17 protein-coding genes and 1 pseudogene are annotated in these 16,863 nt (G+C 72.2%); 10 read left to right on the top strand and 8 right to left on the bottom strand.

The annotated features are described in order from the left end of the window. Positions 1–24 precede the first annotated feature (24 nt). A complete protein-coding gene (locus ABH925_RS10355; protein ID WP_370147042.1) occupies positions 25–501 on the top strand; it encodes a MarR family winged helix-turn-helix transcriptional regulator in 477 nt (158 codons plus the stop codon). A 92-nt stretch (positions 502–593) separates the two neighbouring features. Here ABH925_RS10355 and ABH925_RS10360 read toward each other — a convergent pair whose 3' ends face one another. The 4 genes from ABH925_RS10360 to ABH925_RS10375 form a co-directional block, all read right to left on the bottom strand. Next, positions 594–1,550, bottom strand: coding sequence for a hypothetical protein (locus tag ABH925_RS10360; RefSeq protein ID WP_370147045.1), 957 nt, complete (start codon positions 1,548–1,550; stop codon positions 594–596). Beyond that, positions 1,547–2,227: a cytochrome b N-terminal domain-containing protein gene (locus tag ABH925_RS10365; RefSeq protein WP_370147046.1), complete on the bottom strand. Its 681-nt coding sequence runs from the start codon at positions 2,225–2,227 to the stop codon at positions 1,547–1,549. Before ABH925_RS10365 ends, ABH925_RS10360 begins: the two co-directional genes overlap by 4 nt. Further along, positions 2,220–2,411, bottom strand: coding sequence for a hypothetical protein (locus ABH925_RS10370; RefSeq protein ID WP_370147048.1), 192 nt, complete (start codon positions 2,409–2,411; stop codon positions 2,220–2,222). The genes ABH925_RS10365 and ABH925_RS10370 overlap by 8 nt, the downstream gene beginning before the upstream one ends. 230 nt (positions 2,412–2,641) lie before the next feature. Next, the gene (locus ABH925_RS10375) at positions 2,642–5,386 is read right to left on the bottom strand and encodes a GNAT family N-acetyltransferase (RefSeq protein ID WP_370147050.1); all 2,745 of its coding nucleotides are present in this window, start codon (positions 5,384–5,386) and stop codon (positions 2,642–2,644) included. 119 nt (positions 5,387–5,505) lie between these two features. Here ABH925_RS10375 and ABH925_RS10380 point away from each other — a divergent pair. The 4 genes and pseudogenes from ABH925_RS10380 to ABH925_RS10395 form a co-directional block, all read left to right on the top strand. Continuing rightward, a pseudogene (locus ABH925_RS10380) lies at positions 5,506–5,838 on the top strand (CBS domain-containing protein); the annotation flags it as partial. A gap of 441 nt (positions 5,839–6,279) precedes the next feature. Continuing rightward, entirely contained in the window at positions 6,280–7,437 is a 1,158-nt protein-coding gene (locus tag ABH925_RS10385) for a 4Fe-4S dicluster domain-containing protein (protein ID WP_370147141.1), read from the top strand. Then, complete coding sequence (locus ABH925_RS10390) at positions 7,434–7,895, top strand: cyclic nucleotide-binding domain-containing protein (RefSeq protein WP_370147051.1); 462 nt, start codon at positions 7,434–7,436, stop codon at positions 7,893–7,895. Before ABH925_RS10385 ends, ABH925_RS10390 begins: the two co-directional genes overlap by 4 nt. Beyond that, complete coding sequence (locus tag ABH925_RS10395) at positions 7,892–8,725, top strand: FAD/NAD(P)-binding protein (protein WP_370147053.1); 834 nt, start codon at positions 7,892–7,894, stop codon at positions 8,723–8,725. Before ABH925_RS10390 ends, ABH925_RS10395 begins: the two co-directional genes overlap by 4 nt. Positions 8,726–8,792: 67 nt before the next feature. Here ABH925_RS10395 and ABH925_RS10400 read toward each other — a convergent pair whose 3' ends face one another. Next, positions 8,793–9,677, bottom strand: a complete 885-nt coding sequence (locus tag ABH925_RS10400) for a universal stress protein (RefSeq protein ID WP_370147054.1) — start codon at positions 9,675–9,677, stop codon at positions 8,793–8,795. Positions 9,678–9,776: 99 nt separating this feature from the next. Beyond that, the gene (locus ABH925_RS10405) at positions 9,777–10,793 is read right to left on the bottom strand and encodes a nitroreductase family protein (protein ID WP_370147055.1); all 1,017 of its coding nucleotides are present in this window, start codon (positions 10,791–10,793) and stop codon (positions 9,777–9,779) included. A 486-nt stretch (positions 10,794–11,279) separates the two neighbouring features. Here ABH925_RS10405 and ABH925_RS10410 point away from each other — a divergent pair, with 486 nt between their 5' ends. Together ABH925_RS10410 and ABH925_RS10415 are read left to right on the top strand one after the other, a co-directional pair. Continuing rightward, on the top strand, positions 11,280–11,474 hold the full coding sequence (locus ABH925_RS10410) for a hypothetical protein (RefSeq protein WP_370147057.1): 195 nt from the start codon (positions 11,280–11,282) through the stop codon (positions 11,472–11,474). A 113-nt stretch (positions 11,475–11,587) separates the two neighbouring features. Further along, on the top strand, positions 11,588–12,304 hold the full coding sequence (locus ABH925_RS10415; RefSeq protein ID WP_370147058.1) for a CBS domain-containing protein: 717 nt from the start codon (positions 11,588–11,590) through the stop codon (positions 12,302–12,304). A gap of 117 nt (positions 12,305–12,421) precedes the next feature. On the opposite strand, the gene ABH925_RS10420 is transcribed toward ABH925_RS10415, so the two are convergent. Next, complete coding sequence (locus ABH925_RS10420) at positions 12,422–12,655, bottom strand: hypothetical protein (protein ID WP_370147059.1); 234 nt, start codon at positions 12,653–12,655, stop codon at positions 12,422–12,424. 187 nt (positions 12,656–12,842) lie between these two features. Beyond that, positions 12,843–13,475, bottom strand: a complete 633-nt coding sequence (locus ABH925_RS10425; RefSeq protein WP_370147061.1) for an SRPBCC family protein — start codon at positions 13,473–13,475, stop codon at positions 12,843–12,845. 10 nt (positions 13,476–13,485) lie between these two features. Here ABH925_RS10425 and ABH925_RS10430 point away from each other — a divergent pair, with 10 nt between their 5' ends. The 3 genes from ABH925_RS10430 to ABH925_RS10440 all read left to right on the top strand — a co-directional run bounded on the left by ABH925_RS10430 (position 13,486) and on the right by ABH925_RS10440 (position 16,716). After that, complete coding sequence (locus ABH925_RS10430; RefSeq protein ID WP_370147062.1) at positions 13,486–14,382, top strand: helix-turn-helix domain-containing protein; 897 nt, start codon at positions 13,486–13,488, stop codon at positions 14,380–14,382. Positions 14,383–14,576: 194 nt separating this feature from the next. Continuing rightward, positions 14,577–15,542: a hypothetical protein gene (locus ABH925_RS10435; protein ID WP_370147063.1), complete on the top strand. Its 966-nt coding sequence runs from the start codon at positions 14,577–14,579 to the stop codon at positions 15,540–15,542. Between the two features lie 691 nt (positions 15,543–16,233). After that, positions 16,234–16,716, top strand: coding sequence for a hypothetical protein (locus ABH925_RS10440; protein WP_370147064.1), 483 nt, complete (start codon positions 16,234–16,236; stop codon positions 16,714–16,716). Positions 16,717–16,863: the final 147 nt, after the last annotated feature.

Raw genomic sequence — 16,863 nt, forward strand, 5'->3', positions numbered from 1 at the left:
GGCATCTAATGTAGACTATATGCCGTGGCATCTAAAGCAAGTGGTGAGACCGTCGACCTCCCGGGCTTCTTCGCCGACCTCGTCCGATGCGAGACGCGTCTGTACAACGCCCTCAACGACCGTCTTCGCGAGCGGCACGGCATTGTCACGTCGCAGTTCGAGTTCCTGCGCTACCTTCGCGACCACCCCGAATCCCGGGTGGCAGACCTGGCGGCCGAGTTCGCCGTCGGCATCGGGGCCACCAGCAAGGGTGTTGACCGCCTGGAGCGACAGGGATGGGTTGCCCGCCGGCCGAATCCGTCGGATCGTCGGTCGTCACTGCTGGAACTGACCGACGACGGCCTGCAGTTGGCCGACGCGGCGGAAGGGACCTTTACCGCACGGTTGGCCGAACTGATCGCTGCCGCGCTCATGGCGTCCCCCGTGACGGCCGCCGCGCAGGCCCTCTCGGAGCTGCGTTCCGCCCTGGAGCGCGACCAGATCGGCACACCCACAGGCTGACGCGTTCAACGATTCCTGACCAGGAGGCACCGCGACAGGTGCGCGCCGCCCGAGGTTCTCGGGCGGCGCGCACCGGCGTTGGTGACGCGATGTCAGTGGGGGTCGCGGTAGTAGTCGCGCCAGATGAGCCGGTGGATCCGGCTCCAGCGGGGGATGGAGCGCAGGCCGGGGATGAACGGGGTGAGCACCAGGGCCAGGCTCAGCACGGCCATGACGGCCCAGACGAGTGCGTCGCCGTTGGCGGAGGTGCTGAAGGGGTTGATCTGGTACCAGAAGGTGTAGAGCCACAGCCAGGCCTGGCCGGGGTAGTTGCCGGTCTCGTTCATCATGCCCCACTGGTCGCCGCTCAGGTGCTGGGCGTCGGCCAGACCGGCTAGGTAGGAGCCGTCGGACAGGAAGAGCAGGGGGCGGGTGTAGTCGGACTGGTAGAAGCCGCCCTCGGCGAGCAACTGGCCGTCCAGGGCGCCGCTCTGGGCCAGGGCGGTGAGCCGGCTGTCGATGGCGGGCACCGGTCCGTAGTCGCCGGCGGCGACCTTGGCGGGGTCACCGTCCGGCGCCTTGCCCAGGGCGTCGGTGTAGTTGGTGGCCCAGGTCTGCTGCTGGGTGCCGGTGGCGCCGGTCCAGGTGGCGATCGCGGCGGTCACGGCAGCGGGTTCGGGGCTGCTGCGCAGCGGGCCGAGGACGAAGTCCCCGGCCGTGTCGACCGGGATGCGGACTCCGGCGGCGTTCTGCAGGCCGACCGGTCCCAGCTTCTGCCCGGCGCCGGGGGTGTTGTTGTACGGGGCGCCGTAGGTGGCGCTCTTGCTACTGCCGGCCAGTTCGGCGACCGCGGTGGCGGCGAAGTCGGCCGGATCGGCCCGGGACCAGGACGCGACGGTGACCGGGCGCTCGTCGGGTGAGGAGAACAGGGTGGCCAGTCCGGCGGTGAGCAGGGCCACCACCACGAGCGCGATGGTGAACTCCTTGACCAGGTCGTAGGGACGGGCCGGGAAGGACGCCGGGTCGCGCTCGGGGCGCGGCTGCATGCGCGGCTGCATGCGCGGTCTCATGACTGCTCCTGCTCGGCCGTGGCCTGGGGTGTCGTGGTGGCCGGGGTCTCAGTGAGTGCGTCGATGGGCGGGACGATGCCTCTGCGGCGGACCATCAGCAGGTGCCAGACCGTGAGCAGGCCCAGGACCAGGGGCAGGATGACGATGTGCCACATCAGCATCTGGCCGAAGTCCAGGACGTTGAAGTAGGCGCCGATGCCGACCGAGTTCAGTCCGTCCTTGGCCTGGGTGGAGATCCACTGGGAGTCGAAGTTCTGCTGCACGAGGTAGCCGGTGAACGCGGTGCCGACCGAGGCGAGGAAGGCCACCGATCCGATGATCCAGGTCAGGGCGCGTCTGCCGCGCCAGGCGGCCATGAAGAACTTGCCCCACAGGTGGATCACCATGAAGAACATGAACAGCTCCACGCTCCACAGGTGCAGGCTGTTGACGTACGTTCCGGCAGCCGAGACGTGCCACCAGCCCGGTCCCTCCAGCGCCAGCAGGGTGCCGGTGGCGATGACCACGAGCAGGGCGACAGTGGTCAGCACCCCGAAGACGTAGATCCACGAGGACATGTAGGACGGCTGGGTGTCGGGCAGCAGCTTGTCGGGCGGCAGGGCGCGCACCGCGCGGCGGCGCAGCGCGCCGGTCCAGCCACCGGTTCGATCGCCCGCGGGTTCGGTGGTGTCACTCATCGCGGTCGTGTCCCTTCGGGAAGGGCAGCAGGAGCGCCGCGACGAACACGAGCACCATCAGTCCGATGACCACCAGGTTCGCTGCTGAGATCTGGATGACGCCCCAGTGCAGGTACGTTCCCGGGTGGTTGAGGTTGATCGGGGCGGCCAGTGGCCGCCCCGGTATGACCGAGGCTGGAGCCATGGTGTGATTCCTCCGAATCGCAGGTGCGGGGCGGTGAGGGCGGGTGCCCGGCACGCCGGGCGGCGGCTGCCGTTGGGCAGTTCTCACTGTCCTCGGCAGCCGGGCGACTGGCGTTGGGCCGAAAGTCCTCGGAATGACGCCGACCGGGTGCGGCGGGGCGGAGCTCTTGGCGGGGCAGGGCTCTTGGAGGCGTGGGCGTTTGCGTCAACGGGCGGGACCCGCACGGTGGTTCACTGCGCGTGGGTGCCGGGGTCCGGCAGTCGGCGCAGCCGGCGCAGGTAGGGGTCGGGTGTGGGGCGCGGTTCCAGGCGGAGCCGGGCGTCGACGCAGGTGACGCCGTCGCGTGTGGCGACCAGGGGGTTGAGGTCGGCCTCGGTGAGCTGGGGGAGGTCGCAGGCCATGGCGCTGAGCCGGGCCAGGAGGTCCTCCAGGGCGTCCAGGTCGGCGGGCGGCGCTCCCCGGTAGCCGAGGAGCAGTGGGGTACCGCGCAGGGTGGTGATGAGGTCGTGGACGTCCGCCGAGGTCAGCGGCGCGAGCCGGGCGGCCCGGTCGTCGAGCAGGTCGATGGCGGTGCCGCCCATGCCGAACAGCACCAGCGGGCCGAATACCTCGTCCTGGACCATGCCGGCGAACAGCTCGGTGCCGGGGTCGGCCATCGCCTGGACGACCACTCCGGTCAGGCGGTCGCCGAACCTGTCGGCGAAGTCGCGGTAGGCGGCCCGCACCTGGTCGTGGCCGCGCAGTCCGGTTCGGACTGCCCCGAGTTCGCTCTTGTGGACCAGTCCGGGCCAGTACGCCTTGAGCGCCACCCGGCCGTGGTGGCCCAGGTGGCCGAGGGTGGTCGCGGCGAGCAGGGCGTCATGTTCGCTAGTGACCCACAGCGTGGGAGCCTGGGGCAGTCCGTAGCAGGTGAGCAGCCGGTCGGTGGCCAGCGGGTCGAGCCAGCCGCCGTCCGGGTTCCGGCTGAGGAACTCCCCGACCAGGGCGCGTGCGCCGTCCCGGTCGATGCCGTCGGGCCGGGGTTCGGGGGAGGGCGGCCGGGCCAGCCAGCGGGCCCGGCCGAAGGCGTGGGCCAGGGCCCGTGCCGCGCTCTGCGCGTCGGCGTAGCAGGGCAGCCGCCCGCCGTCGTCGGCGTCCACGTACTCCACGGGGGCCTGCTGGTCGAGCCGGACCACGGCCAGCGGGCGGGTTCTGCGGCCCGGCCCGGTCCGCAGGGTGTCCAGCGGGCCGGTGCCCAGCGCGGTCGGCGCCAGGCAGACCAGCACGGCGTCCACCGCCCCGCTGTCCGCCAGCAGGTCCACCGCCGCGGCCAGTTGCTCCGCTGTCACTGCGGCGGTCGTGTCGACCGGGTTGGCCGCGCCGGCGCCCTCGGGGAGCCCGGCGAGCAGGCGGCGTACCAGGTCGAGGGGGAGCTCGGGCAGCGTCAGACCGGCGTCGGCGCAGGCGTCCGCGGCCAGGACGCCGATCCCGCCCGCGTTGGAGAGCACGGCCACGGTGCCGGACAGTCCCGGCAACGGCTGGGCGTGCAGGAGTGCGGCGGTCTCGACCAGCTCGCCGATGCCGTGGGTGGCGGTGATCCCGGCCTGGGTGAACAGCGCCTCGCGCGTGACGGTGGGGGTGGCCGCGGCGGCGGTGTGCGAGGCGGCGCCGCGCCGTCCGGCCGCCGAGCGTCCGGCGTCGACGGTCAGCACCGGCATGGTGCGGGCGACCCGGAGGGCGGTGCGGGAGAAGGCACGCGGGCTGCCGAAGGACTCCAGGTGCAGCACGGCCAGTTCGGTGCTGCCGTCGCTCTCCCACCACTGCAGCAGGTCGTTGCCGCTGACGTCGTACTTGTCACCCAGCGAGACGAAGCTGGACACCCCGATGCCCAAGGTGTTCAGCCGTTCCATCAGGGCGATGCCCACCCCGCCCGACTGCACCGCGATCCCGGCGCCGCCGGGGGCCGGGACGACCGCGCCGAACTGGGCGTCGAGGCTGATCGACGGGTCGGTCTGGACGATGCCCAAACAGTTCGGGCCGACCAGGCGCATGCTGTGGCGGTGGCAGGCGTCCAGCAGTTCCCGGGCCTGCGGCCGGTTCAGGCCCGAGGTCAGGACCACCAGGGCGTGCACCCCCGCCTGGCCGCACTGCTCCGCCGCCTCGGGCACCCGTGTGGCCGGCACCGCCAGCACCGCGAGATCCGGTGTCCCCGGCAGGTCCCGCACGGTGGCGAAGCTGGGTGCGCCGTCCACCGGCCCGGCGTGGGCGTTGACGGCCCACACCGGGCCCTGGAAGCCCCCGTGCCGGATCTTCTCCAGCACGGTCCGGCCGACCGAACCCGGCCGCCTGGACGCGCCGACGACCGCCACCGACCGTGGTCGGAGCAGCGGGACCAGGCTGGCGACGTCCGCTCCCCGTCCGCGCTCGTCGACCGAGCTGCGGTAGTCCTCGTCCGCCTCGTCGAGCGGGACGATCCAGCGGACCTCTGCCCCCTCGAAGTGCCGGGTGACCCGCAGGCCGAGGGCCGTGAAGACCTTGTGCATCCGGGTGTTCTCGGCGAGCGCGTCCGCCTCGAAGATCCGCACTCCGTCGGCGCGGGCGGCGTGGACGAGGTGCTCGATCAGCAGCGTGGCCACGCCCCGGTGGTGCCAGTCGTCGGCGACCGCGACAGCGATCTCGGCGACTGCCGGGCGCTGGTCGTCCACGTCGTACTCGACCACCCCGAGCAGGCGCTCCTCGGGCAGGCCCGGCGCGGACACCGCGCCCAGCGCCAGGAATCCCTCGCGCGGCCGGGCGCACAGCCGGTCGGCCGTGAGGGCGGGGGCGCGTTTGCTCATCGCGAAGAAGCGCATCCGTTGATTGTCGGCGGACAGCTGGTTCGCGTGCAGGTCGAACACCGCGTCGTGGTCCTCGGGGCGCAGCGGACGGATCGTGACGGTGGTGCCGTCGGACAGCAGCGCCTGCGCCGCCTCCGCCTGGTGCCGGGTCGTGGCCATGGTCCTGCTCCCTCATGCCGGTTGTGGTCCACCTTCAGACTGCGCCCGATCCGCGGGACTGTCCCAGGGCCGATCGGGCCACCCGGCCGGGACGGACAGCCCGGCGACGTCGGCGGCTCATGCCCCACCCGCTCCCCGCCTGCGGGCCCCGCACCGCCACCACCGGCGAGGTGCTGGTCAGTGCGCAGCCGGTGCTGACCGGCGACGGGCGCCTCATCGGCGTGGTCTCCGAGTCGGACCTGGTCGCCGTTGAGGCGGCCGGCGGCAACGAGGTTCCGCGGCGGGCCCCGGAGCTGACGGCGGAACAACTGATGTCCGTGCCGACCGTCACGGTTCACGAGGACGCGTCCATCGCCCAGGCGGCCAGAACCATGGGACAGAGCCGGCCCAAGCGGCTGCCGGTGATCGACGGCGAAGCGTGGCTCACCGGCATCGTCAGTCGTAGCGACCTGCTCAAGGTCTGCCTCCGGGAGGACGGGGACGTCGCCGCCCAGCTGCTGGCCGCACTGGCCCCGGCTGCGGCCATCGAGGTGAAGGCGGCTCAGGGCCGGGTCACCCTGGACGGCGCCGCGCCGGAGTCCTGCGCGGTGCTGGAGCGCCTGATACGCACGGGTGCCCGGTGTCGTGGACGTCGAGTCCGGGAACTGAGGCGCCCGGTGATCCCCGGGGATCGACCGGCTCGGCGCCGACGCGTCGCCCGTGCGATCGCGGGCGGCGGACCGGTCGCGGCACTGCGATCGCGCCCGCGCCGCTGCCGGGTGGACGATGTGCGATGGCGATGCGGGCCTCGACGTGCAGCCGTCCGGGCAGGAGCTCGTGCCGCTCCGTGCCGGCCGGATGGTCCGCGCGCATACTGGCGCAATGGGTTTCCCCGCGGCGGGCAGGAGTGGGCGATGACGGACGGCGGCGGGACCGCGGTGATCGACCGGTCAGGCATGGGTGCGCTGATCGCGGCTCTCGCCGCTCGGGGGCGCACTGTCGTGGGGCCGACCGTGCGGGACGGCGCCATCGTCCTGGCGGGGATCTCGCGCGACGAGGAGCTTCCCTACGGTTGGGGGGTCGAACTGGAGGCCGGCAGGTACCGGCTGCGCGCCCGCGAGGACGGTGCGGCGTTCGCGCACAGTGCCGGTCCGCAGTCGTGGAAGACCTTTCTGCATCCGCCGCGTGAGCGGCAGTGGAGCGCTGATCGCGGGCCCGACGGGGAGCTGGTGGTGACCGAGGACCGGCCACTTTCGCCGTCGTACGCGTTTCTGGGCGTGCGGCCGTGCGACCTGCGAGCCATCGCGGTCCAGGACCGGGTGCTGACCGGTGGGATGTACACCGATCCGGCGTACCGGGGCCGCCGTGAACGAGCCTTCCTGGTGGCGGTGGAGTGCACCGAGCCGGGAGCCACCTGCTTCTGCGTGTCGATGGGGACCGGGCCTGCCGTGGGACCGGGCTACGACCTGGCGCTGACCGAGGTGATCGACGCCGACGGGCACCGCTTCCTGGTGCGGGCCGGGAGCGAGGAGGGGGAGTCGGTGCTGGCCGAGTTGCCGCGCCGCGACGCCGACCTGGCGACCCGGACCGTGGCCCGTGAGCGGGTGGCCGAGGCGGCGGACCGGATGGGCCGTTCGATGCCGCTGGTGGACCTGCGGCAGCTGATGGGGGAGACCCTCACCGCGGAGCGCTGGGACGACGTCGCGGCGCGTTGTCTGACCTGCGGCAACTGCACCATGGTGTGCCCCACCTGCTTCTGTACCACCGTCGAGGACGTCACGGACCTGACCGGCGATCACGCTGAGCGGTGGCGGCGCTGGGAGTCCTGCTTCGACCGCGACTTCTCCCATCTGCACGATGGCCCGGTGCGTGACTCCTCGCGCAGTCGGTACCGGCAGTGGGCCACCCACAAACTCGGCACCTGGTTCGACCAGTTCGGCAGCTCGGGCTGTGTGGGGTGCGGGCGGTGCATCGTCTGGTGCCCGGTGGGCATCGACATCACCGAGGAGGCCCACGCACTGGACCGGGAACGGCAGGGGAACGCCCCACTGCACCTGGAGCGGCCCCGATGACCGTCATCCAGCACGGCTTCCTCGGCGCCCTGCCCCCCGGCCCGCGCGACCGGCTGCTCGCCCTCGGACACGAGGTCTCCTTTCCCGGCGGGGCCCGTGTGTTCGAGGAGGGGGGTGCCGCCGACCGGTTCTGGATCATCCGATCCGGACTCGTCGCCCTCGACGTCCATGTCCCCGGGCGGCGTGCGGCGGTCGTGGAGACCCTGGGTGGGGGCGAGCTGCTCGGCTGGTCCTGGCTGTTCGAGCCGTATCAGTGGCACCTGGGTGCGCAGACCCGGGGCCCCGTGCTGGCGTGCGAGTTCGACGCGGAACGGGTGCGGGCGGCGGTGCGGGACGACCCGGCGTTCGGTCTGGCCGTGACCGACTGCGTCGCGCAGGTCATCGCCCGGCGTCTGAAGGCCACCCGCACCCGCCTGCTCGATCTGTACGGGCCCGGCGCCGGTGGCGAACCCGGATGACGGAGCCCGCGGCGGCGCCACGCCCGGCGGCCGCTCCCGTGCCCTACCGGGTGACGGAACGCGAGGAGGCCACACCGGACACCGCCACGATCGTGCTGGAACCGGTCCGCCGGCCCCTGGAGCCTTTCGCACCGGGCCAGTTCGCGATGGTGTATGCCTTCGGCGTCGGCGACATCCCGCTGTCGGTGTCCGCCGTCGACGGCCCCCGGCTGACGCACACCGTCCGCAGGGTCGGCGCGACGTCCGGCGCACTCCACGCCCTGCGGACAGGCGACACGGTCGGGGTGCGCGGCCCGTTCGGTACCGGATGGGAGCTGCCCGCCGTGGCCGGGCTCGACCTGCTCGTCGTGGCCGGGGGCATCGGCCTCGCTCCGCTGCGCCCGCTGGTGCGCGAGGCACTCTCAGCGCCCGGGCGGTACGGGCGGTTCAACGTCCTGGTCGGTGCCCGAGAACCCGGCGAGCTGCTCTACCGGGCGGAGGCGCGCGGCTGGCGAGCGGGAGGCGAGGTCCATATCACCGTGGACCGACCCGACGAGCACTGGCAGGGTGAGGTGGGCGTCGTCACGACCCTGCTCGACCGGGCCGTCTTCGAGCCGCGCACGACGGCCGCGTTCATCTGCGGCCCGGAACCGATGATCCGGGCGACCGCGGCGGACCTGGTCCACCGCGGTGTCGCCCCGGACCTGATCAGGGTCTCGCTGGAGCGGAACATGCAGTGCGGGAGCGGCCACTGCGGCCACTGCCAGCTGGGCCCCCTTCTGCTGTGCCGCGACGGGCCTGTCGTGACCTGGACCCAGGCCCGACCGCTGCTACTGGTGCGGGAGTTGTGACGGCCGACCGAAGCCGACCCGCCGGATCCGTTCCACCGCGCAGGGCCCGCCGGTCCTTCCGCCCCCGCTACCGGGCGGAAGGTGGCGCCGCCGACGGGGCGACCAGCAGTGGGCAGTGTGCGCGGTGCACGAGCCCGCGGCTGGTCGAGCCGAGCATCATGCCGCGGAAGCCGCCCGTCCCCCGGGCTCCGACCACCAGGCAGCGCGCGTGGCGGGAGGCGGTGGCGAGCATCAGCGCCGGGTGGCCGGTCAGGACCTCCCAGTTCACCTCCGTGTCCGGGTACTTCTCCGCCCAGCCCGCGAGGGCCTCGGACACGTCGCGGTGCGCATCCCCCAGGAAGTCGGGCAGTTCCGCCTCGCGCGGACGGCGGACCTCCACCGCGAGCAGTCCCACCTCGCCCTGAGCGGCTTCATCGAACGCCAGCTCGACAGCGCGCTCCGAGGCGGCAGACCCGTCGACGCCCACGACCACCGGTCCGTCGCCACGGTGACCCTCGCGCACCTGCGGCACCAGGTGCAGCGGGCAGGGAACGTGGCCGAGCAGGGACACGCCCTTTCCGCCTCCTCCGAACAGGAGGTCGCCCTCGGTCAGCCGACGGGCCCCGAGGACCAGGTGGGACGCATGCTCGGCGGTCCCGTGCAGTACCTGGACGGCCCGCCCCTCGGCTAGCTGTGTGGTGACCGACAGGCCCGGGTGCCGCTCCACAGTCCGCACCCTGGCTTCGTCGAGCAGCCGCTCGCCGGTCGTCCGGAAGCGCGCCGACCACAGGTGGGCCGGATGGCCGGGTTCGGCCTGCGACGAGGTGCCGAGCGGCCACTCCTGGGTGTGTACGAGATGGAGCGGCAGGCCACGCCAGGCGGCCTCGTCGGCGGCCCAGAGCAGGGCGGCGCGGGCGGACTCGGAGCGGGACACTCCCACGACGACAGGCCTACTGCTCGGAGTGGTGTTCATGTGACGTTCCCTCCAGAGGTCCGGCGACACTCTGTCGCCATCCCAGCATCAACCCGACAGGCGGCGGGCAGATAGGGCCGCTCGGCCCCGGCGCTCCCGTCAGGAAGCCCGCTGTGCGCCAGCTCCCGGGTATCCCCTCAGATCCAGGACGTCCTGCACTGGCCGGCGCGGGGTGGCCGGTCCCGGCGGTCCGAACCCGAGCCGCAACAGCATCTGGACGTGTCCGAGCGGCCCGTCGGGGTCGCGCAGCCGCCAGCGGGTGTCCGGCCACTCCACGGCCTGGTGCAGGACGGAAAGGCGAAGGCCCTGGACGGTGGCCAGCAGCCACACGCGCTCCAGCGCCTGACCGGCGCGCAGCCAGTCCACCGGCAGGTCCCCGTCGGTGCTGACCGTGCACACCTGCGGAAGTGCCTCGAAACGCTGGGTCGCCAGGGCAGGGACGGCTGGTGCGGAAGCGTGGAAGCTGCGCATGGGCACCCGGGCGTCATGGTCCTGCGGGCCCATGGCGGCTTCCGGGATGCCGTCGGTGGCGGGCTCCTCCAGGCGCAGCCAGTGCCGGGTCTCGGCCTCGCGGGCCAGATCGGCGTGGGTCCGGCTCTCAGCCTCGGCCGTGACCGCGAGGACACGGCGCACCCCGGCCTCCTCCAGAGCGGTCAGCAGCGCGCCCTCTTCGCGGGCAGCGGCGATGAGTTCGCCGAGGTCGGTCTCCGGGACGTCGCGGTTGGTGAACGGCTGGCGGCACGAGTGCCGCGCGGCGATCGCCGGGAAAAGGTCGTGACCGAACGGGGCGGGTGTGCCGGAAGCCGCGGTCAGGTCGATCTCGGCGAGCAGCCGCGGCTCGTCCCGGTTCGGTACGAGCCGTGCCGCTGGGAACCGGCCGAGATGATGGGCCGCGACCCGCAGGTTGAACACGGCCGCGCCCACCGAGACGTGCAGCGCCCTGCCGAACGGGTCGGTGAGCGGTACGGCGCGCTTCGGCTCGCAGTAGACCAGGATCCCGCTCCCGTCCGGTTTCGGGCAGAAGCGCCACGGCTGGCTGTTGTGCAGCGACGGTGCCGCGCCCCCGGCGGTGGCCAGTGTGCGCAGTTCCTCAGGGCTCAGGGCCGGCTCGGCCATGACGATCACTCCTTCGCCCCCCGGATGTCTCGGTTGCGGGCGATGCGGCGTCGACCGCCGCGTGGTCCTGGGTCCACGGATCCACGCCGCACGGTTGATGACGTCCGTGCCACCACTCTGCCTCGCCGGGCGCTCTCCGGCGTGGGGCCTTCAGCCCCTTTTCCGGCGCCGGTCGGCCCTCCTGCAGGAGAGCCGACGGCCGGTTGTGGTTCCGGTCCGACCGGGACCACCGGCGTGGGCAGCGGGACGAGTTTGCGGTCGATGCGCCCCGGGGCGCAGCAGCGCCGGGTCCGGGACGAAAATCCTCCCGTCCGGGACTGTTCGTCCCACTCTCCGGTTGGCCCACCCCTACCCGGTATGGGCCGCTTGTCCCCCCAGACGGGGCCGCGCGGCCCCTGTGGCCGCGACAGGGGTCGAGCAAGCGTGGCAATCCGACCGAGCCAGGGCTCACCCGGTCCCGCGCACCAAGGAAGGACGGGTATCACGATGAGCCTCATGCGCCGCATCGCGGGACTGTTCCACCGCTTCGGCGTCATGCTCGCGGACAGTACCCTCGCCCCCTCCGAAGTTGTTCTGCCCGACCGGGACATGACCCTGGCCCAGGTGGCGGACCTGGTCTCTGGCCAGGGCACGGCGCCCTCCTGCACGCGGCGCGGTGCACAGGGGCCCGTCGGCCCGTGACCCGGCCCGTACGGCCCATCGCCGCGCGCGGCTGACGAGGCAACAGTGGTGGTCGGGCGCCGGACACGCAGCCCGTCGTTCACCGGGACCGGTACACAGAAGGAGGAACGGACATGCTGCACCGCCGGATCGAGAGGGTGATGACCGCACCGGTCGTGACCGTCAGGCCTGACACGCCGTACAAGGCGGTCGCCGAGCTCCTCGCCGCACACCGGATCAGCGGGTTGCCCGTCGTGGACGCGGACGGGGCGGTCCTGGGCGTGATCTCCGAGACCGACCTGATGGCCCGCCAGGTCCTGGCGGAGGAGCAGTGGCTGAACCCCTCACGCGGCCACGGTCGGCCGCTGACCCGCGCCGCCCGCACGGAGTCCGCCAAGGCGCAGGCGCAGACGGCGCGCGAGCTGATGTCCGCTCCGCCGGTGACGGTGCACTCCGGGGCCGGCGTGGTCGAGGCGGCCCGGACCATGGCCCGCCACCATGTCGAGCGGCTGCCCGTGATCGACGACGAGCACCGGCTTGTCGGCATCGTCACCCGGCGTGACCTGCTCTCCGTGTTTCTGCGCACGGACGCGGAGATCCGTTCCGACATCGTGGAGGAGGTCGTGGTCCGCACCCTGTGGCTGGCTCCGAAGAGCATCATGATCGACGTGGCCGACGGCGTCGTCACCCTCACCGGACGCCTGGAGCGGAACAGCCAGGTCGCCGACGCCGTCCGCATGACCCAGCAGGTCGACGGCGTCGTCCGGGTCGTCAACCGGCTCGACCACACCCTCGACGACGAACTTCCGCGCCTCTCCCAGGAGACCCAGGAGTGGCTGCGCACCCTCTGACTCGTGTCCGACCAGGACCTGAGTCGAAGGCACGGTGTTCATCGGTGCAGCCTCCCGCTGTGCCTGAGCGCCGTCGCGAGTCGCAGACGGACCGCCGTGCGTGGACGCGCCAGCCGTTCAGCCAGGCGGCCACTCGCCGGGATGGTCGGCCCAGTGGACCTGCTGGTCGTCGCCGGGGTCGATGTCGGGCCGCTCCCGGTGCAGGACCTCCTCAAAGTGCTCCTGGCCGGAGCAGGTGACCACGACCGGGGTGGTGCCGGGGCGCTCGATGCGGACCTGACGGCCGTGTTCGTGTGGAGTCAGCGCGGCGATCTCGACCGGATGAGCGCGGTCCAGGGCTTCATGGGTCATGCCTCCAGCTTCCACCGGGTTCGCGGCCGGCGCACCTGGATCGAGGCCCGCGCAGGTCCCCGCCCGTGCATTGCCCCGCTGTGTTCGGAGATTGGGGCGCTCCGGCTCCCCTCCCGCTTGAGGTTCCTGAAGGGTTCGTGAGCGCAGCCGCCGCAATGCGGAAATCCGGCGGGCGGGTGACAGGAACTCACTGTTCGGCGATCCACCGGGCGAGGGAGATCAGCGTGGCTTCGACGCTGTTCGTCATGTAGGCGCGGAGCGTGTCGAGGTCGCCGCGGGTGGTGCCGAGCACCGGGTCGAGGCGCAGGAGTTGCCAGGACTGCTCGACGACGGTTCCGCGCCCCTGCGGGCGGAAGGTCCAGTTCCACTGCACGATGCCGTCTTCGGCGCCGCCGACCACGAAGGCGAAGGAGTCGCCGGGGTCGGCGCGTACGACCTGGGAGCGGGTGGTCCATTGCCTGCCGTCCTTCTGATTGCGGCCGCTGAACCAGGCGCCGACCCGAGGCCCGGCGCCCTGGTCGAACGTGACGTCGGTCGCGTTGGGGCTCCAGCGGCCGATCGCGGACACGTCACTGACCAGGTCGTAGACCCGGGCGGGTGTGGCATCGACCCACGCGCGTCGGGTGAAGGCGAAGGCTGCGGGGTCCAGAGCCTCGAAGGGGTTGTGTTCGCTGGTGGCGGCGCTCAAGGCGTTCTCCTGGGTGTGTGCGGGGTGGTGCCGGGTCGGCGACGCCCACGTCATCACCGGTTCGGTCGAGGAGCCAGACCCGGTGGTGCCTATCCACAGCTGGGGCAGGCTGTGCGTTTCGAGTCGGCCCATACTCGGATCCATGACCGGAAAATCGCAGCTCGGGGACTTCCTGCAGGCGCGGCGCTCCCAACTGCGTCCTGAGGATGTCGGAGTGCCCACCTACGGGGAGCGTCGGCGTGTGCCGGGTCTCCGGCGCGAGGAGTTGGCGCTGCTGGCGGGTGTGAGCGCCTCCTACTACACCCGGCTGGAGCAGGGGCAGTCGCTGAGCGCGTCGCCTGACGTGCTGGACGCGATCGCCGGGGCGCTGCGGCTGGACGAGTCCGAGCGGCAGTACCTGCACGACCTGGCCCGGGCGGACAAGCCGCGCCCCCGGGGTCGGCGGCCGGCGCCGGAGCGTGTGACGGAGGCGACGCGTCAGTTGCTGGACGTGCTGGCGGACGTTCCCGCGATCGTGCTCGGCCGGCGCGGCGACGTGCTGGCGTGGAACCGCCTGGGCCACACGCTCTTCGCCGGGCACCTGGAGCCCGGCGCCCCGGACCTGTCGGCGCGGCGTCCCAACATGGCCCAACTGGTGTTCCTCGACTGTCATACCCGCGAGCTGTACGCGGACTGGCCGAGCAAGGCCAGGGCGGTGGTGGGGAACCTGCGCCTGGTGGCGGCCCAGCACCCGCAGGACACGGCGTTGCACGCGCTGCTGGGTGAACTGAGCGCCAAGAGCCCCGAGTTCGCCTCGATGTGGGCCGACCACCGGGTCAGGGCGTGCAGCGTCGCCGCCTACGGGATGCGGCACCCGCTGGTCGGCGAGCTGACGGTCATTCAGCAGGCCCTGAGTCACGGGCCGGGCCACGTCGTGGTCGCCACCACGGAGGCGGGCTCGCCCTCCCGGGCCGCGCTGGCCCTGCTCGCCCAGGCCATCACGCAGGACACCAACGCGGCCGACCCGGCGCGGACGGCCCCACGGGCCGGCACTGGCTGACCTGCTGACCTCACCCAACGTTACCGGGCGCTCGGCCGGCATCTGCGAGCACCCGTCCCGCCCCGGTACGGCCGTCGACGGCCGCGGCCGGGTGCACGCTCGGGGCCGGATGGTCCTGAGCGGATTCCACCTGCCCAACCCGACCCATGCATCGGCGTGTCGCTGTCGCATGCCCGAAAACCAGTGAAGGAACCATGGTCAAGAAGCTCTCCACGTCCTCCGTATCAGCGGCCGTCCTTGTCGCGGCCGCTGCCGCAGCGCTCAGCCCGGCTCCGGCATCGGCCGTCTCCGCCCCGATCAGCAGTGCGCGGATCGCCGTGCACTTCGACCTGGCCAAGGGCCAGACGCCGGAGAACGTCGCCCTGGCACCGGGCGGCGCCGCGTACGTCACCTTCGCCAAGGGCCGCCAGGTCGCCGAGGTCTCCCCCGACGGAACCACCCGGATCCTGGCCACCCTGCCCCTGCCCGCCGACGGCGGTGTCCACACCCCGGTCCTGGGCTTCCCGCTGACCGTCGGCATCGTCCGCGCCCACGACGGCGCCCTGTACTTCCTGTACGCCACCGGCACCGCCGACCTGACCGGCGTGTGGCGCCTGCGCCCCGGCGGCGAACCGCAGCGCATCGCCGCGCTGCCCGCGGGCGGCCTGCCCAACGGTCTGGCGCTGGACCCGGGCACCCGCACGCTCTACGTCGTCGACTCCGTGCTGGGCACGGTGTGGAGCGTGCCCACCGCCGGCGGCACCCCCACCGCTTGGTCCACCGCACCCGAACTGGGCCCGCACGGCTTTCTCGGCGCCAACGGCCTGAAGATCCACAACGGGGCGGTCTGGGCCACCAACACGGACAAGGGCACCGTCGTGCGCATCCCGATCCTGCGAGACGGGCGCGCTGGTTCGGCCCGGACCGAGGCCACCGGTCTGGCGGGGATCGACGACTTCGCCTTCACCGGTCGCGGCGACCAGCTGCTGGCGGCCCTCGACGGCCCGAGTGAGGTCGCGCTCGTCCAGCCGGACGGCAGCCACTCCATCGTGCTGACCGCAGCTGACGGCCTGCAGAACCCCACATCCATCGCCCTGCGCGGCGACACCGTCTACGTGATGAGCGCCGCCTGGTTCACGGCCAAGGACCCCAACCTGATCCTCGCCCACCTGGACGACTAGCACCGCGGGCACAAGCCCGGCCCATGGGGCCCATGCCGGCCGGTCACGCCCCCGGGTCCTTCCAGAACCCGACACCGCGAGGACTCGGCGTCGGCCACGTCCAGCACCTCCGCGTCGCCTGAACGCCGACCGCAGGCAACGGCGCCGACGGCCAGCACCACGGTGGACCGCACCGGCCGAGGCCGAACGCCTCGCGGCCGAGCGGAGGAGGAACAGAACGGCGAGCACGAGCGGCCGTCACCGATCCGGGGGATTCTCAGCGCCTCCCGCGAGAGCCAACTCCGGGCTCCGGGGCACCAGGCTTCCCCATGGCTCCGGCGGGGGCGCTTCGGCTTCGGGATGCCCACGGTCCAGCCGACGGGCGCCGGTTGGTCGTGGCGGAGGCGGAGTGGCCACCCCGCCTGCCGTTGTTCCAGGCGGAGCCGGAGGGCCTACCCCCTGGTGTTGAGGTCGTTCGTCCAGTTGGGCGCTCCACCTGGACAGCAGGGGGCAAGCCCGCTCCACTGACGTCTGTGGGATGACGGCAGACGGGATGGCAGCGAGGACCGCTGTGGTCCCTGCGGAACGCCAGACCCAGGAACCGAACTTCTGAATCGGGCTTTCGGCGATCGATCCAAGACGGTCGGAGGCATAGCGCCGCGTGAGGTCAAGCCACCCCTCGTCCCTCTGCGGCGATCACGGAGGTGTACCAATGGCGGAACAAAGGTATTCGGCTTCCCAGCGGCGGCAAGCACTGGTGGCCATCCTGTGCCTGGCCGTCGCCTGGATTCACGTCCAGGATCAAGGCGGGTTCCCCGGAAACAAAACCCCGGGCTACGTCGGCATGGGCTACTACGCACTCGAGTTCACGGGCATCGTATGCTCACTGATCATCACCGCCCGGGGCAGGTTCAGCACACATCCGATCGTGTGGCTGACAGCCGCAGGCGTCGCCCTCGGTCCCCTGCTGGGATACATCCTCTCCCGCGGACCCGGCCTGCCCGGCTACACCGATGACAGGGGAAACTGGAGTGAACCGCTCGGCATGGTGAGCATCGGCGTCGAGGTACTCCTCCTCTGCATCGCCCTGTCGCTACTCCGCGAACGGCGCGAAAGCACAGCAAGGAAGTGGAGCGACACCAACCTCCAGGCGCCCGGGAGCCGTCCGCAGATGGCCAGGAGTGACGAGCGTTGACAACTCGCGTTCACGCCCCGCTGATCGCGATGCGCCGCTGACGGCAGACGCGCTGCAGGGCGTCGGCCTGCTCCACCTCACCGGCTTCGCCGGGTTCCCTGGCCTGAGAGCTGCAGCGCACCTGCCGAGACTGCAAGGGAGCGGGGT

Source organism: Streptacidiphilus sp. EB129 (assembly GCF_041262645.1).
Classification (GTDB): domain Bacteria; phylum Actinomycetota; class Actinomycetes; order Streptomycetales; family Streptomycetaceae; genus Streptacidiphilus.